This window comes from Vogesella fluminis, assembly GCF_014652335.1.
GTDB classification, from domain to species: domain Bacteria; phylum Pseudomonadota; class Gammaproteobacteria; order Burkholderiales; family Chromobacteriaceae; genus Vogesella; species Vogesella fluminis.
In genome coordinates, this window is the sequence record NZ_BMYP01000001.1 from 21,666 (window position 1) to 45,494 (window position 23,829).

Genomic DNA, 23,829 nt, shown 5'->3' on the forward strand with positions numbered 1-23,829 from the left:
TCGGTTTACCGGCCGTCATTGTAGGTGTTTTCTGCGCCCGCACAAAGTGGCGCCGGTGTTTGCACGCCGTGTCGCCGTGGCTGGCGGCAGGCTGCCGCAGCGACAGGCTGCCTGTTGTGTTTGACCCCCGGCGGGCAGCTGTTTATCGTGGCGGCCTCAATGATCGACGGAAGGATGGCAGCGTGGCGGCCAAAAGCATCTTGATTACCGGTTGTTCGTCCGGCATTGGTCTGGTAGTGGCGCAAGGGTTGGCCGCAAGGGGCTGGCGCGTGTTTGCCAGCGCGCGCAAGACGGAGGACGTCAGCCGCCTGCAGCAGCTGGGGCTGGAGGCGCTGCGGCTCGATGTGGACGATAGCGCCAGCATCCACGCCGCGGTGGCGGAGGTGCTGTGCCGCACCGGCGGCACGCTGGACGCACTGTTCAACAACGCCGGTTACGGCCAGCCCGGTGCCGCCGAGGACGTGCCGCGCCATGCGATGCGGGCGCAGTTCGAGACCAATCTGTTCGGTGCCTGGGAGCTGCTGAATGCGGTGTTGCCGGTGATGCGGCGCCAGGGACATGGCCGCGTGCTGTTCAACAGCTCGGTGCTGGGTTTTGCCGCGATGAAGTATCGCGGCGCCTACAACGCCAGCAAGTACGCGATGGAAGGGCTGTGCGACACGCTGCGGCTGGAGCTGGCCGGCAGCGGCATCCATGTCAGCCTGATCGAACCGGGGCCGATCGAGAGCCGCTTCCGCCGCAATGCGCTGGCCAGGTTTCTGGCCAACATCGACATCGCGCACAGCGCGCACCGCGACTCTTACGAAAAGCAGCTGCAGCGGCTGAAGAAGGAAGGCCACGCCGCGCCGTTCACCTTGCCGGCGACGGCGGTGCTGGCCAAGGTAGAGCGGGCCTTGCTGGCCGCACGGCCGGTGGCGCGCTACCGTGTCACCTTTCCGACGCACCTGTTCTGGTGGCTGAAGCGGCTGCTGCCGACGCGCTGGCTGGATGCGGTGCTGGGGCGGGCGGCGTGAGCGGGTTTGCCGCCAGGCACAAATGAAAAGGCGGTCGCCAGTGACGACCGCCTTTTTGTCGCCGGTGTAGGCCGGCTCAGTCGCTGAGCCGTTCCAGGGTCTCGAACTCGACCTGGTGGCAGTCCTCGAACTGGTTGATCACGCTGCCGATACGGATCTGGTAGGACTTGCCGTTGGCCTGGAAATTGAGCAGCAAGCCCGGCCTGGCAAAAAGCTTGGGCACGATGAAGACACGCTTGCCTTTTTTGGCATTGGTCTGTGTGATGTACAGGCCATTGTGGTTGGCGATGGCCTCCCGCTCGTTTTCGCTGAGGATCACCGGCAGCGGCAGGGTGCCGAGCAGCTCGACGCCGATACGGGTGCCGCCTTCCGGCAGGCGCTGCACGCGGCGGATGATGCCAAACTGGCTGGGGCGGTCTTTTTGCGATACCCAGATGCTGCGGCCGATGACCAGGCTTTCTACGGCACGGCCAATGTAGACCAGCCCCATGCCGGCCTCGCTGGCATCGTTGACCCGCCATTCCGGTACCAGGTTGTCATCATCCGGCGGCAGGTTGCGGTTGACTTTCAGATGGTGGGCGATGCGCTCGAAACCGACTTCCGCCCGCGCCTGCCCGGTCGATGCCAGCCGTTCGTGGCGGCGCATCGACTTGCCGCCATCCTGCGACCAGCGCGTCGACAGCTTCTGCAGCATGTCATGCCACAATTCCCGGTTCATTTCCGGCAGCGCGCGGGTAAAGGCATCCGGAATGCCCTGGTCAAAGTCGAGGATCAGGTCGGCAAGACGGTTGACGACATGGTCACCGGACCAGTAGCGGCAGCTCTTGCCCAGCACGCCGCGGCGCAGCAGCTGCGGCGCGGCAGGCATGTCGAGGTTGATCACGTACTGGAATTCGCTTTGTGTGGTCTGCTGTTCCAGATGCACACCATCCACCAGCCTTTGCAGCAGCAGGTGGATGGCCTCGATTTCCTGCGGCAGCAGGTTGTCGGTCTGTGCCAGGTGCAGCATTGCCGCCTGGATCAGCAGCTCTTCGGCAGAAATGCTGCTGCGCCGCTCGTACAGGGCAATGCGTTTGGTGTGAAACTGCTCTTGCTCGGCAAACTGGTACAGGTGATAGGCCTGTTGCCAGATGTTGCCTTCGGCCGAGATGTAGCGCAGCGCGCTCCATTTCACCAAGCTCAGTTGGTGGTGCAGTGCGCGCACGGTGGCCAGTTCGATATTGCTGTCGATGGCGAAATTCTTGGCACTGTGCATCTGGCGCAGGCACAGCTGATAGCCATTGGACAGCTCGGTCCAGTAGGACAGGATGCTGGGCAGGAATGATTTTGAGCGTGGTGAGCCGTGCAGGAATTCACTGCACAGCTTGTCATGCATGGCCACGGACTGGCTGTCGACGTAGAGCAGGGTGCTGATACGGTCTTTCAGGGTAACCGTGGCATCCTTGTTGACCTTGCTGACGGCCTTGATGATCTCGATCAGCGTGGTGTAATACTCGTCACCCGGCAGGTTTCTTACCAGCAAGGTGGCGGATACGGTGCTGTCGCTGGATTTGTGCTTGCCGAGCAGGGATCCCAGAATGGTTTTGATGTTGTCGATCATTGCTTGGAAACGGGCACGGGTAGGTTGTAAATCAGGGAACGTTATTATCCCGCTATATTAGCGTATCTTGGACCAATAACAGAAAGAGTGGTTGCTGGCTATGCCTTTCTCCGGATTCCGGTGCCTGTGTCTGGCTGCCGTCTTGCTGCTGCCGTTGTTGGCTCACGCTGCCGCCCCGCCACGGCTGGGGGTGGTGCTCGGCGGCGGCGGGGCGCGCGGTTTTGCCCACCTGGGCGTGCTGCAGGAGCTGGAGCGCCTGCAGGTGCCGGTGGCCTGCATCGCGGGCACCAGCGCCGGTGCCCTGATCGGCGGCGCCTACGCCAGTGGCCGCTCGCTGGACGAGATGGCCGGGCTGTTTCGGCGTGCCGACTGGGATGTGCTGTTGTCCGGCAAGCCGGCGCGGCAGGACGTGCCCTATCAGCGCAAGCAGGGCGATCTGGTCAACTACTTCGACTTGTCCTTCGGTGTGCGCGACGGCGAGCTGCGCATTCCGCGCGGCGCGATCAATTCGCAGGCCATCGACCTGTTCATTCGCGAGCTGCCCCGCGCCCGCGACGAGCCCGGCTTCGACCGCCTGTCGATCCCGTTTCGCGCGGTGGCCACCGATCTGGAAAGCGGAGACGCGGTGGTGTTTGACCGTGGCGACCTGAGCCTGGCAATGCGCGCCAGCATGGCGGTGCCGGGGCTGTTCGATGTGGTGGAGCATGACGGCCGGCTGCTGGTGGATGGCGGCCTGGCGCGGCAGCTGCCGGTGGAAGAGCTGCTCGGCGGCTGCGCCGACGTGCTGCTGGTGATTGATGTCGGCACCCCGCCGCTGAAGGCTGAGCAGCTGCGCAGCTTCATCAATGTGCTGGACCAGACCAGCTACCTGATGGTGGCGCGCAACAGCAAGGAGCAGCTGGCGAAGATGCGGCCGCAGGACTTGCTGTTGCGGCCAACCCTGGACGGCTTTTCTCCCGCCGATTTTGCGCGCAACGCGGATATCGCCGAGGCCGGCCGGCGCGCGGCGCAGGGCATCGCCGCGCAACTGGCACCGTTCGCGCTGCCGCCGGAGCGCTATGCCGCCTGGCAGGCGACGCAACGGGCACCGCAGTCAGCGCGCATCGACCGTGTCGAGGTGGCCGGCAATTTCGACTTTGTCGATCCGCAGGCGTTGCAGCAGCGGCTGTCGGCCGCCTCCACCGCGCTACCGCTGGAGACCTTTCATCGTCGCCTGACCGAGGTGTTCGCCGGTGGCGACCTGGAGCGGCTGTCCTACCGCGCCGCGTTCGAGCAGGGGCAGAATGTGGCGCGGGTGACGGCAGAGGAGCGCTTTGTCGGCCCCAATTACCTGCGTGCCGGGCTGAGCCTGAGTAGCGCCACCAACGGCCGCGCCAGCTTCGCGCTGCTGGGTGAGCACAAGCGCAGCTGGCTGAACGCCGCGGGCGGCATGTGGCTCAACGAGTTGCGGCTGGGCGAGGAGCCGATGTTGCGCAGCGAGTGGTATCAGCCGCTGGCAACCGACAGCCAGCTGTTCGCCAGCCTGTCGGCGCGCTACGAGGACCGGCTGTATTCGCTGTACTCGCCCGGTCACCGGCGCGAGGCGGATTTCATCTTCGGCACCACGCAGGCCAATGCCGATCTGGGCTGGGATTTCCGGCAGTTCGGCGAATTGCGGCTGGGGGTGTACCAGAGCCGTACCGCGCTGCGACTGAAGACCGGCGCGGCGGTCTATGACGATGCGCGCGAGCGGCAGAGTGCGCGCGGTGTGCGAATGCTGTTCAACTACGATCAGCTGGATAATCCACGTTGGCCGCGACAGGGCATGGCGGCACAGTTTTCGCTGTCGGCGCCGTACACCATGGCGCTGGATGAGCGCTATCACAGTGTCGGCCTCCGCCTTGACGCGGCGCAGCTGCTGCCGCGCGACGTCACGCTGCGCACCACCGCGCGGTTTGACGGCTCCTTCGGGCGTGGCGACGGCATGGTCTACGCGCTGGGCGGCTTCAACAACCTGTCCGGCTACCAGCCGGGCGAGTTGCTGGCCAGTCGCACCGCCTTGCTGCGCAGCATGCTGTACTGGCGTGCCGCCGGCTTGCCGTCGGCGCTCGGCTCCGGGCTGTATGCCGGGGTGTCGTTCGAGGCTGGCAAGGCGTGGCGCACGGTGTGGGATCAGTGCAATAGCAGCTGGTTGCCGGGCATGACGCTATTCCTGGGCGCCGACACCGTGCTGGGGCCGTGGTCGGTCGGCGTCGGTAATGCCAAGGGCGGGCAGTGGACCGGCTATTTCAGCCTCGGCGCGCAGTATTGAGGGTGCGCGTTACGAGTTGTCCGGTGTCTTCTTGGCGCGCGGGTGGGCGCCGTCGTAGACCTTGGCCAGGTGCTGGAAGTCGAGGCTGGTGTAGATCTGGGTGGTGGCCAGGTTGGCGTGCCCCAGCATTTCCTGCACCGCGCGCAGGTCGCCGGACGACTGCAGGATGTGGCTGGCAAACGAGTGGCGCAGCATGTGCGGGTGCACGTGCTGTTCGCAGTCGCTTTGCAGTCGCCATTTTTCCAGTCGCCGCGCCAGCTGCCGCGATGATAGCCGTGTTCCCTGTTCCGACACGAACAGTGCGTCATCCTGGGTGCTGCCGCGCACATCCAGCCAGCGGCGCAGCGCGTCGGCAGCACTGCGGCCAACCGGCAGCAGCCGTTCGCGCTTGCCCTTGCCGCTGACCTTGACCAGCTGCTGTGACAGGTCGAGGTCGGCAACATTGAGTGCGGTGGTTTCGCTCAGGCGCAGGCCGGAGGAGTACATCAGTTCAAACATGGCGTGGTCGCGCCATTGCAGCCGCCCCTCGCTGGTCTGATCCAGCAGCTGCATGGTGGCGTCGACGCTGAGTGCCTTGGGCAGGCGTTGCGGCGCCCGTGGCGGTCGCAGGCCGGTGCAAGGGTTGGCCGCAATGTGCTCCTGCCGGATCATCCAGTGAAACAGGTTGCGCCAGCTGGACAGGATGCGCGCCAGCGAACGCGGCGACAGTCCCTGGTGGCGCAATTGCGCCAGTGCCCGCTGCACGGCGAGGGTGTTGACCTGTTCCGGCTGCTCCAGCCGGGTCAGCCTGGCGAGGTAGGTGATGTCACGCGCGTAGGCTGCGCGCGTGTGTTCGCTCCTTGCGGCCAACTGCAGTTGCTGGTCGAACTGTTGCAGCTTGGTGGTCCAGGCGTCGTTCATGGTCAGTTGCGGCGCGCGCGGGTGGCGTTGAGGATGCGCTCCAGCAGCGACATGTCCTGCTCGTTCTTGAGCAGGGCGCCGGCAAACGGCGGCACGCCGCCGTTGTGGATCGCGCTGTCCGGCGTGCCGTCGGCCTGCAGCAGGCGCAGCCAGTCCAGCAGCTCCGAGGTTGACGGTTTCTTCTTGATGCCGGGCAGCTCGCGGATGGCGAGGAAGCTTTCCAGCGCATGGCGCAGCAGGCTGTCACGCAGCGTCGGGAAGTGGGCGTTGACGATGCGCTGCAGAGTGTCCTGATCGGGGAAGCGGATGTAGTGGAAGAAGCAGCGGCGCAGGAAGGCGTCGGGCAGCTCTTTCTCGTTGTTGGAGGTGATGACAATGATGGGGCGCTGGTGGGCCTTGATCTGCTCCTGCGTCTCGTGCACGAAGAACTCCATCTGGTCCAGTTCGCGCAGCAGGTCGTTGGGGAACTCGATGTCGGCCTTGTCGATTTCGTCGATCAGCAGCACCGGCGCCTCGCTGGCCTCGAACGCCTGCCACAGCTTGCCTTTGACGATGTAGTTGCCGATGTGGTGCACGCGCTCGTTGCCAAGCTGCGAGTCGCGCAGACGCGATACCGCATCGTACTCGTACAGGCCGTGCTGCGCCTTGGTGGTGGATTTGACCGGCCACACGATCAGCGGCTTGCCCAGCGCCTTCGCCAGTTGCTCGGCGAGCATGGTCTTGCCGGTGCCGGGCTCGCCCTTGATCAGCAGCGGGCGTTCCAGGGTGATGGCGGCGTTGACCGCGGTCATCAGGTCGGGGGTGGCAATATACTGCTCGCTGCCGGTGAATTTCTGCTTCATGTGATGGGCTCGTGTTGGATGGTGATTGCCGAACGAAAGCGGCCACTCAGGGTGGCCGTTGCGGTGCAGCAGTGCCTGCGCTGATTATGGTTCAGCTACAGGTGTACCAGGGAGTTACTGGCGGATGAATTCATTTTCCAGGTCTTCCAGCGACAGCTGCCAGTGCTGCATCATGTGGCGCAGCAGCAGCATTTCCGGGTCGCTGATCGCGCTGTCGGCCTTGCAGATGTCCAGCGCGATGGCGCAGCACAACAGGCGCTTGCTGCGATCGGTGATCACGTCCAGCACCTCGTTGACGCGCTGCGGCGACAGCAGGTGGATGGTGCCGTCGTTCTCGGCTTCGTCCGATATGTCGTCACAGTATTTGGTCAGCACTTCGATGAACCGCTTGCGCGACAGGCCGATGATCTCATAGACGTTCAGGCTTTCCATGGACTCGATCTCGTGTGCTTCCATTTCGCCATCGGTAATCATGAACATGGCAAGGATGCGGGCAAGGGCTTCCGGACTGTTGGTGGGATAGTTTTTCATGTCGCGATTCCTTCTTGTTGCTGTCTGAATTGCGCGGCAAAGGCGGCTGGTACAGCGGTTGCTTTTCGCTGCTGGTAGTCAAAGAAGACAATGCCGGTCTTGATATGCAGTATTGCGGCATTGTCGCTCAAGCGTCGGGCCTGGTAAATGAAATCGCAGCCGCAGCGGCTAAAGTCGGTGATGCCGAGGCTGAATACCAACGTGTCGCCATGAAAGGCCTCGTTGCGGTAGATTACCGCCGCGTCGCTCATGATGATGCCGGCACCGTAAATATCCATCTCGGTACAGTCAATACTCTGCAGGAAGCGCAGCCGGACCTCGTGCGCAAAGCGCAGTGCGGCATCGTTGCCCAAGTGGCCGCCGTAGTTGATGTCGCTGATACGGATGTCGAGCCGGCAGTCAAATACCGGGTTGTCGAGTTCAGGCAAGATGAGGCGTGCCATGCGTTAACCTGTTGTGAGGGTTTTTGTCATACTGCGCCCGCCGTTAATCTTTATCAATACTTTCCTCGGCACCGGTAATCTAGTATGAATACAGCAATCCAATCGTGTATCAAGACGGGAGGTCACCATGTATCAGCGTATTTTTGTACCGGTTGACGATAGTGCGACATCGGCCCTGGCCCTGGCCGAGGCGTGCAAGCTGGCCAAGGAAGTTGGTGCCGCCGTGAGGATGGTTCATGTGGTGGATTTGGCGCAGTTTGGTTGGGGTGGTGCCGAGTTTCTGGACGCGGCAGAGCTGCAGGGGTCGATTCGCCAGGCAGGCGAGCAGGTGCTGTCGCAGGCACGTGTGCGTGCCGAGGCGCTGGGTGTGGCGCCGGAGGCTGCCATCATCGAAAGCTGGGGCGACCGCATCGCCAGTGTCATCATGGACGACGCCGGCAAGTGGGGGGCAGATTTGCTGGTGATGGGTACTCACGGCATTGGCGGGTTGATGCACCTGCTGCTGGGAAGTGTTGCCGAGGGGGTGCTGAAGATCGCTGACGTGCCGGTACTGCTGGTGCGTAATGCCGGAGATTGATCGCTGCTGTGCTGCCGGTTTTTGTGGCGGCCGGTAACTAAAGAACGCCCCTGACGGATATAATGTCGTTCACATAACAGAAAAGCACCGTCTCCAAGTATGGGGAACGGTGCTTTTTTGTGGTTTCAGGTGCTCTCCAAACTGGAAAGGCAGCCCAAAAGTCCTTATGGAGCGGCATTGCCGGCGGACCGGAGCGTTCTTTGCTGCTTCAATCGCTTGCTCAGGCTTCGGCAACGGTGCCTTCAGCTTCGCCTTGGGTATCAAGGCGGGCACGAACCGCTTTGCGCAGGCTCTTGTACAGGTCCGGGTGGGTTTCCTTGAGATATTCAACAATCTCGAAGTCTTCACGGCGGACTTTCGCCAGGTCGATCTGCTCGACATGTACCAGACGGAGCAATTCGCGTACCGGTTTTGGCATGTTGCGACCGCTTTCATAGCGCGAACCGCCAGACTGGGTAACGCCGATGCGGCTCCAGAATTCCTGTTGGTTCAAACCAAGCTTGCGGCGGATTTCGCGCGGATTGGGGATTTTATCAAACAATTTCATGGCGTTCCTCGCATATGAGTTCTGTTAATCATGGACGGGGTAGTGTCCGCGTGACTTTTGCAAAAATAAAACATATGGCCGAGTCTTTGCCCAGCCTTATTTGACTTGCATCGGTATGATAGCAGGATTGCGAGGAAAAGGACAGTGTAATTTATGCGAAACGCCCGTTGCCGAGGGTGATTGCCGGCAACGGGGTAAATTGGGGTGGCGAGCCCGACCCCCGGCACTTGCGCTAAACGGCTGTGGCTGCTTCCTTCCGGACCTGACCAGGTTGACCATCGCGCAATGCGGGGAGACCCGCCATTGAGAAAAGGCATTGTATAGATTAATTCCGGCCATGGCAAGGAGGGGTGCCGGTGTGGGCGGGTACGGCAGTCATGGTGCGGTGGCAATGCTGATGCTATCGATATTTTTCCAGGATGCGCGCTATGGTTTTATTGTTGACCAGGTGGGTAATGGCGTGATTGAGCTGTGGCAAACTGATCTGGCTGCGTCGGGACAGGGCGCAACCGGTCTGGTAGTTGTTCAGCACCAGTGGCGGGTGCAGTGCAACCGGTAATTGCCCCAGTTTTTGCTGATAGTGCAGATAAAGCTGGTTGATTGCAGCATGATGGGTGCGCCCGGCTTCCAGCTTTTTCAGGTTGCTACTGGCATTGGGAGCGTCGTCCCGGATAAGGTTTTTGCCAAGACCGGTTTCCAGCTCCGGGTAGCGGAAGCCGTGGATGGTGCCGATGCCTTGTCCGGCCAGTGATGTGATGCTGCCGGGGCGAGGCTGATCGCGGCGCGTAATCAACAGCTCGGCATTGGGCAGGAACGGGCGGGACCACTGAAACGGGCCTGGCAGCCATTCGGGCCGATACAGACAAAGCAGGTCTGCGTCGCCATTTTGCAGGCTGTCGCTGATTCTCTTGCGGGGCAGTACCAGAAAACTGGCCTGCTTGCCGAATTCACTGGCAAGCGCGCGCCCCACTTCCAGATGAATGCCGGCTAGTAAGGTTGAGCCTTGCAGGCTGGCCAGCGGCATCTCGGTGCTGTTATCGAGCAGTATTAATAGTTTGCCGGGGGTGGCGGATGCCAGTGAAGCCGCCAGCAGCCAGCTGGCGGCCATCAAGGTTTGTTTCATGCGCAATCCGTTGCGATGGTGCGAAGAGTGAATCTAACACGGTAGAGGGAGTGCGGGAATGCTGCCGGCGTGATTCTGCCGGCAGCATATCCGGAAGCAAGGCAAGAGCTGGTTTTGTTGTGTCGGGCGTTATTGGCGGCAAGGTTGGCCGCAACGGGGTGACGGCTGGGGCTACAGGATGTCGCCCGGCACGCGCACCCAGCCTTCCATCAGCACGCGCGCGCTGCGGCTCATGATCGCCTTGGTCACCGACCACTGGCCGTCAACCTGTTTGGCTTCGGCGCCGACGCGCAGGGTGCCGGACGGGTGGCCGAAGCGCACCGCACTGCGTTCGCCGCCACCGGCGGCCAGGTTGACCAGCGTGCCGGGAATGGCGGCGGCGGTGCCGATGGCCACCGCGCAGGTGCCCATCATCGCGTGGTGCAGCTTGCCCATCGACAGCGCGCGTACCAGCAGGTCGATATCGGCGGCCTTCACCTGCTTGCCGCTGGAGGCGGTGTAGTCGGCCGGCGGCGCCACGAAGGCGATCTTGGGTGTGTGCTGGCGGGTGGCGGCTTCTTCCGGGGTCTTGATCAGGCCCATGCGCAGCGCGCCGGCCACGCGGATGGCCTCGAAGCGGGCCAGCGCCGCCGGGTCGCTGTTGATCGCCTCGCGCAGCTCGGTGCCGGTGTAGCCGATATCGGCAGCGTTGACGAACACGGTGGGGATGCCGGCGGCGATCATCGTCGCCTTGAGCGTGCCGATGCCGGGCACGTCGAGGTCGTCCACCAGTTGGCCGGTGGGGAACATCGCGCCGCCTTCGTCGCCGTCGTCGGACGGGTCGAGGAACTCCAGCACGATCTCTGCCGCCGGGAAAGTCACGCCGTCCAGCTCGAAGTCGCCGGTCTCCTGCACCTGGCCATTGCTTACCGGCACGTGGGCGATGATGGTCTTCCGGATGTTGGCCTGCCAGATGCGCACCACGCACACGCCGTTGTCCGGCACGCGCACCGGGTCCACCAGGCCGGCGTGGAGGGCGAAGGCGCCGGCGGCGGTGGACAGGTTGCCGCAGTTGCCGCTCCAGTCCACGAAGGCCTTGTCGATGGCGACCTGGCCGTACAGGTAGTCCACGTCGTGGTCGGGCCGCGTGCTCCTGGACAGGATCACGCACTTGCTGGTGCTGGAGGTGGCGCCGCCCATGCCGTCGATGTGCGCGGCGTAGGGGTCGGGGCTGCCGATCACGCGCAGGAACAGCTTGTCGCGCGCCGGTCCCGGCTGCTGGCAACTGGCGGGCAGGTCCTGCAGGCGGAAGAACACGCCCTTGCTGGTGCCGCCGCGGATGTAGGTAGCGGCAATGCGGGCTTGAGCTTGATGAGTCATGACTATCCTCAAAGGTGGGCAAACACCACCGGCGGCCGATCCCAGTGCTCGTCACGACCATCCACATAGGTGATGGGGGCTTGTGCCAGTTCTGTGTCGCTGACATCGTCGAGGCAGCCCAGATTTACGCCATACATGAGGCCGGTCGGGGTCTCGGTGCCGATGCCGAAGCAACGCACGCCACAGTGTTTGCAGAAGTAATGCTGATTTTTCCGGGTATTGAACAGGTACTGGGTCAGCTCGGCTTGCCCGGTCAGCAGGCGGAACTGCCCGGCCCGGGCGATGGCGGGCCAGAAGCGGGTGCGTCGGCAGATTGAACAGTTGCAACGGTAGGTGGGTTGGCTCAGGTCGAGGTCTGCTTCAAAGGTGACAGACCCGCAATGGCAACTGCCATGATAGGTCTTTTCCATATTGCCTGTTCCCGGTTACGTGGCAGGCACCACTGGACGGTGCCTGCCGCTTGATGCTCAAGCCGGCTGGCCGGCCAGGAAATCCTGGGCGAAGCGCTGCAGCACGCCGCCGGCCTGGTAGACGCGCACCTCGGCGGCGGTGTCCAGGCGGCAGGTCATCGGCACCGCCACGCGCTCGCCGTTCTTGCGGTGGATCACCAGCGTCAGGTCGCCGCGCGGCGCGATGTCGCCCTCTACGTCGTAGGTCTCGCTGCCGTCGAGGTTCAGCGTCTTGCGGTTGACGCCGGGCTTGAACTCCAGCGGCAGCACGCCCATGCCCACCAGGTTGGTGCGGTGGATGCGCTCGAAGCCCTCGGCGGCGATCGCCTCGACCCCGGCCAGTCGCACGCCCTTGGCGGCCCAGTCGCGCGAGCTGCCCTGGCCGTAGTCGGCGCCGGCGACGATGATCAGCGGCTGCTTGCGTTGCATATAGGTCTCGATCGCTTCCCACATGCGCATCACCTGGCCATCCGGCTCGACTCGGGCCAGCGAGCCTTTCTTCACTTCACCGTTTACTACCGCCATCTCGTTGACCAGCTGCGGGTTGGCGAAGGTGGCGCGCTGCGCGGTGAGGTGGTCGCCGCGGTGGGTGGCGTAGCTGTTGAAGTCCTCCTCCGGCAGGCCCATCTTGGCCAGGTATTCGCCGGCGGCGCTGTTGGCCAGGATGGCGTTGGACGGCGACAGGTGGTCGGTGGTGATGTTGTCCGGCAAGAGCGCCAGCGGGCGCATGCCCTTCAGTGTGCGTTCACCAGCCAGCGCGCCTTCCCAGTACGGCGGACGGCGGATGTAGGTGGACTGCGGGCGCCAGTCGTACAGTGGGCTCTTGGCCTGCTCGGCGGTGCCCAGATCGAACATCGGGATGTAGATCTGCTTGAACTGTTCCGGCTTCACGCTGGCGGCGACGATGGCGTCGATCTCCTCGTCGCTCGGCCACAGATCCTTCAGGCGGATTTCGCGGCCGTCGACCACGCCCAGCACGTCACGCTCGATGTCAAAGCGCATGGTGCCGGCGATGGCGTAGGCGACCACCAGTGGCGGCGAGGCGAGGAAGGCCTGCTTGGCGTACGGGTGGATGCGGCCGTCGAAGTTGCGGTTGCCGGACAGCACCGCGGTGGCGTACAGGTCGCGCTCGATAATCTCCTGCTGGATGGCTGGATCCAGCGCGCCGGACATACCGTTACAGGTGGTACAGGCGTAGCCGACGATGCCGAAGCCCAGCTGTTCCAGCTCGCCGAGCAGGCCGGCGTCTTCCAGATACAGCTTGGCCACCTTGGAGCCGGGCGCGAACGAGGTCTTCACCCACGGTTTGCGCGTCAGGCCCAGCTGGTTGGCTTTCTTGGCCAGCAGCGCGGCGGCGACCACGTTGCGCGGGTTGCTGGTGTTGGTGCAGCTGGTGATGGCGGCGATGATCACCGCGCCGTCCGGCAGCAGCCCTTGCGCTTCCTGTTCGCGGGCGGTGGCAAGGTTGGCCGCAATGCCGCGCTCGGCCAGCGCCGAGGTCGGCAGGCGTTTGTGCGGATTGGACGGGCCGGCCATGTTGCGGGTCACGCTGGATAGGTCGAATTCCAGCGCGCGCGGGTACTGCGCGCTGGCCAGATCGTCGGCCCACAGGCCGGTCAGTCTGGCGTAGTTTTCCACTAGCGCCACCTGTTCCGGCTCGCGGCCGGTGAGTTTCAGGTAGTCGATGGTCTGGCCGTCGATGTAGAACATGGCGGCGGTGGCGCCGTACTCCGGGCACATATTGGAGATGGTGGCGCGGTCGCCGATCGACAGGCTGTCGGCGCCTTCGCCGAAGAACTCCACCCACGCGCCGACCACGCGCTCCTTGCGCAGGAACTCGGTCAGCGCCAGCACGATGTCGGTGGCGGTGATGCCGCTCTGGCGCTGGCCGGTGAGCTTGACGCCGACGATGTCCGGCAGACGCATCATCGACGGCAGGCCCAGCATCACGGTTTCGGCTTCCAGGCCGCCGACGCCGATGGCGATCACACCCAGCGCGTCCACGTGCGGGGTGTGACTGTCGGTGCCGACGCAGGTGTCGGGGAAGGCGACGCCGTCACGCGCCTGGATCACCGGCGACATTTTCTCCAGGTTGATCTGGTGCATGATGCCGTTGCCGGCCGGGATCACGTCCACGTTCTTGAACGCGGTGCGCGTCCAGTTGATGAAGTGGAAGCGGTCCTCGTTGCGACGGTCTTCGATGGCGCGGTTTTTCTCGAACGCTTCAGGGTCAAAGCCGCCGCATTCCACCGCCAGCGAGTGGTCGACGATCAGCTGCGTCGGTACCACCGGGTTGACCTGCGCCGGGTCGCCGCCCTTGTCGGCGATGGCGTCGCGCAGGCCGGCCAGATCCACCAGTGCGGTCTGGCCGAGGATGTCGTGGCACACCACCCGTGCCGGATACCACGGGAAATCCAGATCCTGGCGGCGTTCGATCAGCTGTGTCAGCGCGTCGGTGAGCAGGGCCGGCTCGCAGCGGCGGACCAGCTGTTCGGCCAGCACGCGGGAAACGTAGGGCAGGGTGGCGTAGGCGCCGGGCGCGATGGCATCCACCGAGGCGCGGGTGTCAAAGTAGTCAAGGCGGGTGCCGGGCAGCGGCTTGCGGTATTGGCTATTCATGGCGTGGGCACGAGGGTGAGGTTGGAGTTCGCCCTGCGGCCAACGTTGGCCGCATGGCGCCGTTCCTGTTCTGTTGTAAGCGCCCCGCCGGTCGCTGCCGGCAGGGCGTAAAGCATCAGCGCTGCGCCAGTGGCACGAAGGGCTGGTCTTCCGGGCCGATGTAGTTGGCGCTCGGACGGATGATCTTGCCGTCGATGCGCTGTTCGATCACATGTGCGCTCCAGCCGCTGGTACGGGCGATCACGAACAGCGGGGTGAACATAGCGGTCGGCACGCCCATCATGTGATAGCTCACCGCGCTGAACCAGTCCAGGTTGGGGAACATCTTCTTGATGTCCCACATCACGCTTTCCAGGCGTTCGGCGATGTCGAACATCTTGCTGTCGCCAGCCGCCTGCGACAGTTCGCGTGCCACTTCCTTGATCACCTTGTTGCGCGGGTCGCTGATGGTGTACACCGGGTGACCGAAGCCGATCACCACTTCCTTGCGCTCGACGCGGGCCTTGATGTCGGCCTCGGCTTCGTCCGGGGTCTCGTAGCGCTTCTGCACTTCAAACGCCACTTCGTTGGCGCCGCCGTGTTTCGGGCCACGCAGCGCGCCGATGGCGCCGGTGATCGCGCTGTACATGTCGGAGCCGGTGCCGGCGATGACGCGGGCGGTAAAGGTGGAGGCGTTGAACTCGTGCTCGGCGTACAGATTCAGCGAGGTGTGCATGGCACGTACCCACTGTTCGGATGGCTTCTCGCCGTGCAGCAGGTGTAGGAAGTGGCCGCCGATGGAGTCGTCGTCAGTTTCCACTTCGATGCGCTTGCCGTTGTGGCTGAAGTGGTACCAGTACAGCAGCATCGAGCCTAGGCTCGCCATCAGTCGGTCGGCGATGTCACGCGCGCCGGCGGTGCCGTGATCGTCCTTCTCCGGCAGCGTGCAGCCCAGCGCCGACACGCCGCTGCGCATCACGTCCATCGGGTGCGATGCCGCCGGCAGCGCTTCCAGCGTCGCCTTCACCGATGCCGGCAGGCCGCGCAGGCTCTTCAGTTTTTTCTTGTAGCCGGTCAGCTCGGTCTTGTTCGGCAGCTTGCCGTGCACCAGCAGGTAGGCGACTTCCTCGAATTCGGTGTCGGCGGCCAGGTCCAGAATATCGTAGCCGCGGTAGTGCAGGTCGTTGCCGCTGCGGCCAACGGTGCACAGCTCGGTGTTGCCGGCGGCGACGCCGGACAGGGCAACGGATTTCTTCGGCTTGCCGGTCAGAACCACTTCAGTCATGTTGTTTCTCCTAGGTAGGGCCGGTGCACGGCCTGGCGATGCTTTTGCGGCGTTGCCGCGATGGCTGCTGAGGGTGAGGTTGGCCGCACGGTTCTCTGTGTATGTTGTGGCGTGTTGCGGCCAACCCCGTAGCGCTTACTTGTTCTTGCCTTCGGCGAACAGCGCGTCCAGCTTCTGCTCGTAATCGTGATAGCCCAGGTGCTGGTACAGGTCCATGCGCGTCTGCATCTTGTCCACCACGTTCTGCTGGCTGCCGTCGCGGCGCAGTGCGCCGTAGACTTCCAGCGCCGCCTGGCTCATGGCGCGGAAGGCGGACAGCGGATACAACACCAGGCTCACGCCGTTGGCACCCAGCTCCTTGGTGGTGTACAGCGGGGTGGAACCGAATTCGGTGATGTTGGCCAGCACCGGCACTTTCACCGCTTCGGCAAACTGCTTGTACATGGCCAGGTCGGTAATCGCTTCCGGGAAGATCATGTCGGCGCCGGCTTCCACGCAGGCTACCGCGCGTTCGATGGCGGCATCCAGCCCTTCTACCGCCAGCGCGTCGGTACGGGCCATGATCACCATGTCTTGCTTGCGTGCATCCACGGCGGCCTTGACGCGATCCACCATCTCGTCCTGGCTGACGATGGCCTTGTTCGGGCGGTGGCCGCAGCGCTTCTGCTGCACCTGGTCTTCGATGTGCACCGCGGCGGCGCCGGCCTTCTCCAGGCTGCGGATGGCGCGGGCGATGTTGAAGGCGCCACCCCAGCCGGTATCGATGTCCACCAGCAGCGGCAGCTCGGTGGCGTCGGTGATGCGGCGCACGTCGATCAGCACGTCTTCCAGCGTGGTGATGCCGAGGTCGGGGATGCCGCAGGAGCAGGCGGCGACGCCGCCACCAGACAGGTACAGCGCCTTGAAGCCGCTGTGCTCGGCCAGACGGGCGGCGTAGGCGTTGACGGCGCCGACGACCTGCAAAGGTTTTTCGTTGGCAACGGCGTCGCGGAAACGTTGGCCTGGTGTCGTCATCGGTTTTCTCCTGTCTGCGGGTTTGGATGTTTTGTGTTCCAACGGTAGTTGTCTGTATTCTAGCAAGTGCTTGGTAAAATAGTAAACGAATTTCTGTGTGCTTTCTTTGCCGGATGTGGACGGCTTTGTTATAAGTGCAACGGCCTGTACGGTGAACTTATCCCGGACAAGGCAGGTCACAGTTTTTGTCCTGTGCTGGCCCGGCGTTGGCCACAACAAAAACAAGCAGGACGAATCAGGGAGATAACGGCAACGATGAGTGATCGTGATATCGATCAGCAATTGGTCGAGCGTGCGCAGCGTGGTGAAAAGCGTGCGTTCGATTTGTTGGTGGCAAAGTACCAGCGACGGCTTTCCCGCCTGTTGTCACGCTTTATCCGGGATTCGGCGGATATCGAGGATGTGACACAAGAAGCGTTTGTAAAGGCTTATCGTGCACTGCCTTCGTTTCGTGGCGAAAGTGCGTTTTATACCTGGCTGTATCGTATCGGTATCAATACGGCCAAGAATTTTCTGACTTCCGCCGGCCGCCGGCCGGTAATCAGTGCCGAGTTCGAGGACGAGGACGGCGAGAGCCTGGACATGGCTTCGCAGGTGCCGGATTACCACACGCCGGAAGCCGAGATGATGAACCAGCAGATCCTCGCCGCGGTCAATGCCGCGGTGGAGCGGCTGCCGGAAGAGTTGCGCACGGCCATTTCGCTGCGCGAGATGGAAGGTCTTAGCTATGACGAAATTGCCAGTGCCATGAACTGTCCAATCGGTACCGTACGGTCGCGGATATTCCGCGCCCGCGAAGCGATCGCGGCAGAGTTGCGTCCCTTGCTGGATACAGCAAAAAACAAAAGATGGTGAACCGATTATGAAACAAAACCTTTCTTCCTTGATGGATGGGGAGCTGGACGATGCGGCTTCCACTCAGTGTATTCGTGCGCTGGATGCTGATCCGGAGTTGAAAGCGGCATGGAATGAATACCATCTGATTGGTGATGCAATTCGCGGCTCTGCGCTGTTGTCGGTCGATGTGCGCACCGAAGTCGGACAGGCCCTGCAGCAGGAACCGACGGTGCTGGCACCCAAGCCCACGCGCAGAACGGGGGGTCTGATGCGCTACGCCATGGCGGCATCCTTTGCGCTGGCGGGAGTGGTCGGCTGGGCGGTGTGGCAGAACCAGCCGGAGCCGGTGCCGGGCCTGATGGCGCAGGCGGTGTCCACGCCGCAGGGCGGCGCGGTGCAGGTGTCGGCCGAGCAGGTTTCCTCCCGCAATTCCTATTTGCAGGCCCATCGCGACATGATGGCCGCCGAAGGACTGGAGCGTGTCAATCTGGCAGAGCCGGTGTCGGGGGTGGCGCGCTGATGGTCAAGTTTGCCGGTTATCTGTTGCTGGGCATTCCATTATTGGCGGCCGCGGAGTCGGATTGGGATCTGTTGCAAAAAGCCGCGCAGGCGGGCCGTCACCAGGCGCTGAGCGGCAGCTATACCCATCACGTCGATGACGAGCTGGAAACCTTCCGCCTGTATCGCGCACAAGATGGCGGCGTGGTGCGCGAGCGGCGCGAGTCGATGGACGGCATGCCGCGTGAGCTGGTGCGCGACGACAACGAGCTGACCTGCTACGCCCCGGATGCCAAGGCGCTGGGCGCGGCCAAGGTCAATGCCATCAAGCTGTTTCCTGCGATCCTGCCGGAGCGTTCGCAAGACCTGAGGCCGGCCTACGTGCTGAGCCGCGGCAAGCTGGACCGTGTCGCGCGTCGCGACTGCCAGTGGCTGTTGCTGACGCCGAAGGAAGCCAACCTGCGCTATGGCCTGAAAGTGTGCGTGGACGCGGCCAGCACCTTGCCGCTGAAGGCGGTGACCCACGACGCCAAGGGTGCGGTAATCGAGCAGTTTGCTTTCAGCGATCTGACGCTGGGCAATCCGAAAGACCGGGCCCTGTTGCGGCCGCGCTTCAAGCATAGTCTGGCACTGGGGGCTGCGGTCAGCGCACCGCAGGAGGTGGTGTCGGCTGATTTCGAGATACACGGCATGCCGGCCGGCTTCCGCCTGCTGCGCTATGCAACACGCCAACTGCCGGGGCATGATTCTCCGGTGTCACACTTTGTCTATACCGATGGCCTGGCCAAACTGTCGCTGTTTATCGAATCCGGCAAGGGCGAGGCGGACTCGCGTCCGGTCGTGATCGGCCCCGGCGGACTGGGGCTGGCATCGCGCCGCCTCGGCAACCAAGTGCTGACCGTGGTTGGCGATCTGCCGGAGCAGGGCCTGGAAAACATGATCAACACCGTGCGCGTGATCAAGAAATAAACATGCTGGAAACCGAAGCCCAAGTGGTGTCCTGTCATGGCGGCGAAGCCATGGTGCGGCCAACGCCACATTCCCCGTGCGGGCAGTGCGATCCGGTGCACGGCTGCCGTTCGCTGTCGCTGGCGCGGATGTTCGTGCTGCGTGAGCCGCTGTTTCGCGTGCGCAACCCGGCTGCAGCCGGTGCAGGCGACAAGGTGATCGTCGCCGTGCATGAGCGTGCGCTGCTGGTGTCGACCGGTCTGCTGTATGGTCTGCCCTTGCTGGCGCTGCTGGCGGGGGCGGTGCTGGGGCGGGCGCTGGGCGAGTTGCAGTCGGTGCTCTTGGCTTTTTCCCTGTTTGCCCTGACCTTGTGGTGGGTCAAACGTTATGCCGCAGTCGTGGCCTCCCGGCACTTGTTCATGCCCAGCATCGTGCGCCGGGTCGATCCGTCTCTGATCATCCAGGAGAAAAGATAAACATGCCGTTCAAGAAACTGATCCTGTGTTCTGCCATGTTGGCCGCACTGGGCGCCTCGGTGCCCGCACTGGCGGCGCCGCAGGTATTGCCCGACTTCACCCAGCTGGTCGAGCAGCACGGCCGCGCGGTGGTGAACATCCGTACCGTGCAGACGGTGCGCGAAATGGTGCGCCAGATTCCGGAAGCAATGCAGAACGACCCGTTTGCCGAGTTCTTCCGCCGTTTTGCCCCGCCGCAGCTGCGTGAGTACCGCACCGGCGGCCTCGGCTCCGGTTTCATCCTGTCGGCCGACGGCTACATCCTGACCAATGCCCACGTAGTGGCCGAGGCGGACGAGATGATCGTCACTCTCAGTGACAAGCGCGAGCTGAAGGCGCGCCTGATCGGCTCCGACGCGCGTACCGATGTCGCGCTGCTGAAGGTCGATGCGGCCAACCTGCCGACGGTTAAACTCGGCAAGTCGGACAGGCTGAAGGTCGGCGAGTGGGTGCTGGCGATCGGCTCGCCATTCGGCTTCGAGAGCACGGTGACCTCCGGCATCGTCTCGGCCAAGGGGCGCCAGCTGCCGGATGAGAGCTATGTGCCCTTCATCCAGACCGACGCCGCGATCAATCCGGGCAACTCCGGCGGCCCGCTGTTCAATCTGGACGGCGAGGTGGTCGGCATCAATTCGCAGATCTACAGCCGCTCCGGCGGTTTCATGGGGATTTCCTTCGCCATCCCGATCGATGTCGCGCTGAATATCGCCGAGCAGCTGAAAAAGGACGGCAAGGTCAACCGCAGCCGCCTTGGGGTCAGCATCCAGGAGCTGACGCGCGAACTGGCCGCGTCGTTCGGCCTGAAAGAGCCGCAGGGCGCGCTGATCAACTCGGTGGAGAAGGGCGGCCCGGCGGAACTGGCCGGCCTGCGTGCCGGTGACGTGGTGCTGAGCGTCAACCGCGAGAATGTGCAGGCCTCGGCCGACCTGCCGCGCTTGCTTGGCGCGATCAAGCCGGGCTCGCGCGTGGAGCTGGGCGTGTGGCGCAACCGTGCGTTGTCGCGGGTGACGGTGTTGACCGTTGCGCTGCAGGAAGAGGACCCGCGCACCGCCGAGCGTGCCTATCACGGTCACCAGCAGCAGGACGGTGACGCGATGAACCGCACCGGCCTGTCGGTGCAGTTGCTGGCGCCGCAGCTGGCACAGCAGCTGGGCGTCAAGTTCGGGCTGCAGGTGCGCAAGGTCGAGGGCCCGGCACAGCGTGCCGGCATCGTGGTCGGTGACGTGATCATCGGTGTTGCCGGTGCCGAGCTGGGCAGCGTCAAGCAGCTGCAGGATGCCATCGCGGCGACGCCGGCAGGGCAGGCGCTGCCGATGCGGCTGTTGCGACAGGGCAATCCGCTGTTCGTGGCACTGGTGCCAGAGAAAAAAGCGCAATGAGGCAGCTGACACTCTATTTCCGCGAATACTGCAGCCTGTGCCACGACATGCTGGCACAGCTGCAACCGCTGCAGCAGCAATACGGCTTTGCGCTGGACGTCGTCGATGTCGATGCCGATCCGCTGCTGGAAGAAAAATACAACGAGCTGGTGCCGGTATTGATGGAAGGGGCGACCGAAATCTGCCACTGGCATCTCGACCTGCCGCGGCTGCTTGCACGATTGGCTGCACAGCCAGGCGAAATCGGCTAAAATCCGCGCCAGTGTGAGTTATCAAGGGCACAAACCAGTGCCCTTAATTTTTGCTGGATTCTGATGAAAAATATCCGAAATTTCTCGATCATTGCCCATATTGACCATGGCAAATCGACCCTGGCCGACCGCTTTATCCAGTATTGCGGCGGCCTGGAAATGCGTGAAATGAGCGCGCAGGTGCTCGATTCGATGGACATCGAAAAAGAGCGCGGCATCACCATCAAGGCGCAGACCGCCGCGCTGACCTACAAGGCACGCGACGGCCAGGTCTACAACCTGAACCTGATCGACACCCCGGGACATGTCGACTTCTCCTACGAAGTGTCGCGCTCGCTGTCCGCTTGCGAAGGTGCGCTGCTGGTGGTCGATGCCTCGCAGGGCGTCGAGGCGCAGACCGTGGCCAACTGCTATACCGCCATCGAGCTGGGGGTGGAAGTGGTGCCGGTACTGAACAAGATCGACTTGCCGGCGGCCGATCCGGACCGCGTCAGCCAGGAAATCGAGGACATCATCGGCATTGAGGCGGTGGATGCGGTGCGTGCCTCGGCCAAGTCCGGCATCGGTATCGAGGATATCCTGGAAACCGTGGTCAGCAAGATCCCGCCACCGGAAGGCAACCCGGACGGCCCGCTGAAGGCGCTGATCATCGACTCGTGGTTCGACAACTACGTCGGCGTGGTGATGCTGGTGCGCGTGATCGACGGCCAGCTGAAGCCGAAAGACAAGATCAAGTTCATGGCCACCCAGGCCGAGCATCTATGCGAACAGGTCGGTGTATTCACGCCGAAATCGGTACAGCGCCAGAGCCTGAACGCCGGCGAAGTGGGCTTTGTCATTGCCGGCATCAAGGAACTGAAATCGGCCAAGGTTGGCGACACCATCACGTTGGCCGCAAGGCCGGCGGCCGAGCCGCTGCCGGGCTTCAAGGAGGTGCAGTCGCAGGTATTCGCCGGCCTGTATCCGGTGGAAAGCCACGACTACGAAGCGCTGCGCGATGCGCTGGAGAAGCTGCAGCTGAACGACGCCTCGCTGAAGTACGAGCCGGAAGTGTCGCAGGCGCTGGGCTTCGGCTTCCGCTGCGGCTTCCTCGGCCTCTTGCACCTGGAAATCGTGCAGGAACGTCTCGAACGCGAGTTCGACATGGACCTGATCACCACCGCGCCAACGGTGAACTACGAAGTGGTGATGAAGGACGGCACGGTGGAAGTGGTGTCCAACCCGTCGAAGATGCCGGAAGCGGGCAAGTACGAAGAGCTGCGCGAACCCATCATCACCGCCACCATCCTGGTGCCGCAGGACTATGTCGGCTCGGTAATGACACTGTGCAACAACAAGCGCGGCGTGCAGCGCAATATGCAATACATGGGCCGCCAGGTGATGCTGACCTACGACCTGCCGATGAACGAAGTGGTGATGGACTTCTTCGACAAGCTCAAATCCACCAGCCGTGGCTATGCCTCGCTGGACTACGAGTTCAAGGAGTTCCAGTCTTCCGATCTGGTGAAGCTGGACGTACTGGTCAACAGCGAAAAGGTCGATGCGCTGAGCCTGATCGTGCACCGCGCCACCAGCGTGTACCGCGGTCGCGAACTGGTGTCGAAGATGCGCGAGCTGATTCCGCGCCAGATGTTCGACATCGCGGTGCAGGCGGCGATCGGCGGTCACATCATCGCCCGCGAGACGGTGAAGGCGCTGCGCAAGAACGTGCTGGCCAAGTGCTACGGTGGTGATATCACCCGCAAGAAAAAGCTGCTGGAAAAGCAGAAGGCCGGTAAAAAGCGGATGAAGCAGGTCGGCAACGTGGAGATTCCACAGGAAGCCTTCCTCGCAATCTTGCAAGTCGGGGACAAGTAAATGGGGGCAAACCTGTTCTGGGTGTGGATGGTGCTGCTGGCGGTCGGCGTGATGCTGATCGCTTTTGGCGGCAAGCGGGAAGACGGTAGCCACGCGTCATCCATCGAGTGGGGCTATCTGGCGATTCTGGGCGGGGCCTTCGGCCTGCTCTCCGACCACATGAGCTTCACTGCGGTGATGCTGCTTGTGGTGGTGGTGACCGGCGGCGTGTGGCTGTTCGACAAGCTGGTGCTGGCCAAGCGCCGGCAGCCGGGCGTGGTGGTGCCGCACTACATCGACTTCCCGCGCGGCTTCTTCCCGGTGATCGCGGTGGTGTTCCTGCTGCGTGCCTTCGTGGTGGAACCGTTCCAGATCCCGTCCAGCTCAATGCGCCCGGGACTGGTGGTGGGTGACTTCATTCTGGTCAACAAGTTCGGCTACGGCCTGCGCGTGCCGGTGCTGAACAAGGTGTTCGTGCCGGTCGGCACGGTCGAGCATGGCGACGTGGTGGTGTTTACCTATCCCGAAAACGAGAAGGTCAGCTTCATCAAGCGCGCCATCGGCTTGCCGGGCGATACGGTGGAATACCACAACAAGCAGCTATCGGTGAATGGCAAGCCGCTGCCGCGCCTGAGCGCCGGCGAGCACAGCTACCTGGAGCAGGGCTTGATGCTGGTGCAGAACCAGCGCTATACCGAAACCCTGGGCAAGGTCAGCTACGATACGCTGGTCATCCCGGAGGCGCCGGTTTACAACCCGGCCGGCGTGCGTTCCTTCGCGCGGCGCGAAAACTGCGAATACCGTGACGACGGTTTCCGCTGCAAGGTGCCGCAGGGACACTATTTCATGATGGGCGACAACCGCGACAACAGTGAAGACAGCCGCTACTGGGGCTTTGTCGAGGACCGTCTGCTGGTGGGTAAGGCGTTCCTGATCTGGCTGAACCTGGGCGATTTCTCGCGTATCGGCAAATCCATCCATTAATCCGGATGCA

The 23,829-nt window shown here is 63.2% G+C and carries 23 protein-coding genes and 1 other RNA gene; 11 read left to right on the top strand and 13 right to left on the bottom strand.

What is annotated here, in order from left to right; all coding sequences use genetic code 11:
- Positions 1-182: 182 nt before the first annotated feature.
- A complete protein-coding gene (locus tag IE083_RS00080; RefSeq protein WP_189351607.1) occupies positions 183-1,013 on the top strand; it encodes an SDR family oxidoreductase in 831 nt (276 codons plus the stop codon).
- A gap of 76 nt (positions 1,014-1,089) precedes the next feature.
- On the opposite strand, the gene IE083_RS00085 is transcribed toward IE083_RS00080, so the two are convergent.
- Complete coding sequence (locus tag IE083_RS00085; RefSeq protein ID WP_189351608.1) at positions 1,090-2,613, bottom strand: cyclic-di-GMP receptor FimW-related protein; 1,524 nt, start codon at positions 2,611-2,613, stop codon at positions 1,090-1,092.
- A 157-nt stretch (positions 2,614-2,770) separates the two neighbouring features.
- Between IE083_RS00085 and IE083_RS00090 the strand changes: the two genes are divergently transcribed.
- Positions 2,771-4,903, top strand: coding sequence for a patatin-like phospholipase family protein (locus IE083_RS00090; RefSeq protein ID WP_189351609.1), 2,133 nt, complete (start codon positions 2,771-2,773; stop codon positions 4,901-4,903).
- A gap of 9 nt (positions 4,904-4,912) precedes the next feature.
- Here the strand turns inward: IE083_RS00090 and IE083_RS00095 are convergent, their stop codons facing one another.
- The 4 genes from IE083_RS00095 to IE083_RS00110 form a co-directional block, all read right to left on the bottom strand.
- The gene (locus IE083_RS00095) at positions 4,913-5,803 is read right to left on the bottom strand and encodes a tyrosine-type recombinase/integrase (RefSeq protein WP_189351610.1); all 891 of its coding nucleotides are present in this window, start codon (positions 5,801-5,803) and stop codon (positions 4,913-4,915) included.
- A 2-nt stretch (positions 5,804-5,805) separates the two neighbouring features.
- The gene (locus IE083_RS00100) at positions 5,806-6,645 is read right to left on the bottom strand and encodes an AAA family ATPase (RefSeq protein WP_189351611.1); all 840 of its coding nucleotides are present in this window, start codon (positions 6,643-6,645) and stop codon (positions 5,806-5,808) included.
- 114 nt (positions 6,646-6,759) lie between these two features.
- The gene (locus IE083_RS00105; RefSeq protein ID WP_189351612.1) at positions 6,760-7,176 is read right to left on the bottom strand and encodes a hypothetical protein; all 417 of its coding nucleotides are present in this window, start codon (positions 7,174-7,176) and stop codon (positions 6,760-6,762) included.
- Positions 7,173-7,619 carry an acyl-CoA thioesterase gene (locus tag IE083_RS00110; protein WP_189351613.1) on the bottom strand — a complete coding sequence of 149 codons (447 nt, stop codon included), beginning with the start codon at positions 7,617-7,619 and terminating at the stop codon, positions 7,173-7,175. Before IE083_RS00110 ends, IE083_RS00105 begins: the two co-directional genes overlap by 4 nt.
- Positions 7,620-7,746: 127 nt before the next feature.
- Here IE083_RS00110 and IE083_RS00115 point away from each other — a divergent pair, with 127 nt between their 5' ends.
- Positions 7,747-8,196, top strand: coding sequence for a universal stress protein (locus IE083_RS00115; RefSeq protein WP_189351614.1), 450 nt, complete (start codon positions 7,747-7,749; stop codon positions 8,194-8,196).
- A 220-nt stretch (positions 8,197-8,416) separates the two neighbouring features.
- Here the strand turns inward: IE083_RS00115 and IE083_RS00120 are convergent, their stop codons facing one another.
- The 8 genes from IE083_RS00120 to prpB form a co-directional block, all read right to left on the bottom strand.
- On the bottom strand, positions 8,417-8,743 hold the full coding sequence (locus IE083_RS00120; protein ID WP_047968489.1) for a helix-turn-helix domain-containing protein: 327 nt from the start codon (positions 8,741-8,743) through the stop codon (positions 8,417-8,419).
- 203 nt (positions 8,744-8,946) lie between these two features.
- An RNA gene (ffs, locus tag IE083_RS00125) (signal recognition particle sRNA small type) lies at positions 8,947-9,045 on the bottom strand.
- A 98-nt stretch (positions 9,046-9,143) separates the two neighbouring features.
- Entirely contained in the window at positions 9,144-9,866 is a 723-nt protein-coding gene (locus tag IE083_RS00130; RefSeq protein ID WP_189351615.1) for a substrate-binding periplasmic protein, read from the bottom strand.
- Positions 9,867-10,037: 171 nt separating this feature from the next.
- On the bottom strand, positions 10,038-11,225 hold the full coding sequence (gene prpF, locus IE083_RS00135) for a 2-methylaconitate cis-trans isomerase PrpF (protein WP_189351616.1): 1,188 nt from the start codon (positions 11,223-11,225) through the stop codon (positions 10,038-10,040).
- An 8-nt stretch (positions 11,226-11,233) separates the two neighbouring features.
- Complete coding sequence (locus IE083_RS00140) at positions 11,234-11,635, bottom strand: GFA family protein (protein WP_189351617.1); 402 nt, start codon at positions 11,633-11,635, stop codon at positions 11,234-11,236.
- Between the two features lie 57 nt (positions 11,636-11,692).
- On the bottom strand, positions 11,693-14,293 hold the full coding sequence (gene acnD / locus IE083_RS00145; protein WP_189351618.1) for a Fe/S-dependent 2-methylisocitrate dehydratase AcnD: 2,601 nt from the start codon (positions 14,291-14,293) through the stop codon (positions 11,693-11,695).
- Positions 14,294-14,408: 115 nt separating this feature from the next.
- The gene (gene prpC / locus IE083_RS00150; RefSeq protein WP_189351619.1) at positions 14,409-15,557 is read right to left on the bottom strand and encodes a bifunctional 2-methylcitrate synthase/citrate synthase; all 1,149 of its coding nucleotides are present in this window, start codon (positions 15,555-15,557) and stop codon (positions 14,409-14,411) included.
- A 135-nt stretch (positions 15,558-15,692) separates the two neighbouring features.
- Positions 15,693-16,571 (bottom strand): methylisocitrate lyase, encoded by an 879-nt coding sequence (prpB, locus tag IE083_RS00155; RefSeq protein WP_189351620.1) that lies wholly within the window; start codon positions 16,569-16,571, stop codon positions 15,693-15,695.
- 255 nt (positions 16,572-16,826) lie between these two features.
- Here prpB and rpoE point away from each other — a divergent pair, with 255 nt between their 5' ends.
- The 8 genes from rpoE to lepB all read left to right on the top strand — a co-directional run bounded on the left by rpoE (position 16,827) and on the right by lepB (position 23,819).
- Positions 16,827-17,426, top strand: coding sequence for an RNA polymerase sigma factor RpoE (gene rpoE, locus IE083_RS00160; protein ID WP_047966280.1), 600 nt, complete (start codon positions 16,827-16,829; stop codon positions 17,424-17,426).
- Between the two features lie 7 nt (positions 17,427-17,433).
- On the top strand, positions 17,434-17,928 hold the full coding sequence (locus IE083_RS00165) for a sigma-E factor negative regulatory protein (protein WP_189351621.1): 495 nt from the start codon (positions 17,434-17,436) through the stop codon (positions 17,926-17,928).
- On the top strand, positions 17,928-18,875 hold the full coding sequence (locus IE083_RS00170; RefSeq protein ID WP_189351622.1) for a MucB/RseB C-terminal domain-containing protein: 948 nt from the start codon (positions 17,928-17,930) through the stop codon (positions 18,873-18,875). The genes IE083_RS00165 and IE083_RS00170 overlap by 1 nt, the downstream gene beginning before the upstream one ends.
- Positions 18,876-18,877: 2 nt before the next feature.
- Complete coding sequence (locus IE083_RS00175) at positions 18,878-19,330, top strand: SoxR reducing system RseC family protein (protein WP_189351623.1); 453 nt, start codon at positions 18,878-18,880, stop codon at positions 19,328-19,330.
- Positions 19,331-19,332: 2 nt separating this feature from the next.
- A complete protein-coding gene (locus IE083_RS00180; protein ID WP_189351624.1) occupies positions 19,333-20,748 on the top strand; it encodes a DegQ family serine endoprotease in 1,416 nt (471 codons plus the stop codon).
- Positions 20,745-20,999 (top strand): glutaredoxin family protein, encoded by a 255-nt coding sequence (locus IE083_RS00185; protein WP_047966275.1) that lies wholly within the window; start codon positions 20,745-20,747, stop codon positions 20,997-20,999. The genes IE083_RS00180 and IE083_RS00185 overlap by 4 nt, the downstream gene beginning before the upstream one ends.
- A 63-nt stretch (positions 21,000-21,062) precedes the next feature.
- Positions 21,063-22,856 carry a translation elongation factor 4 gene (gene lepA, locus IE083_RS00190; RefSeq protein ID WP_189351625.1) on the top strand — a complete coding sequence of 598 codons (1,794 nt, stop codon included), beginning with the start codon at positions 21,063-21,065 and terminating at the stop codon, positions 22,854-22,856.
- The gene (gene lepB / locus IE083_RS00195) at positions 22,857-23,819 is read left to right on the top strand and encodes a signal peptidase I (protein ID WP_189351626.1); all 963 of its coding nucleotides are present in this window, start codon (positions 22,857-22,859) and stop codon (positions 23,817-23,819) included.
- Positions 23,820-23,829 lie beyond the last annotated feature (10 nt).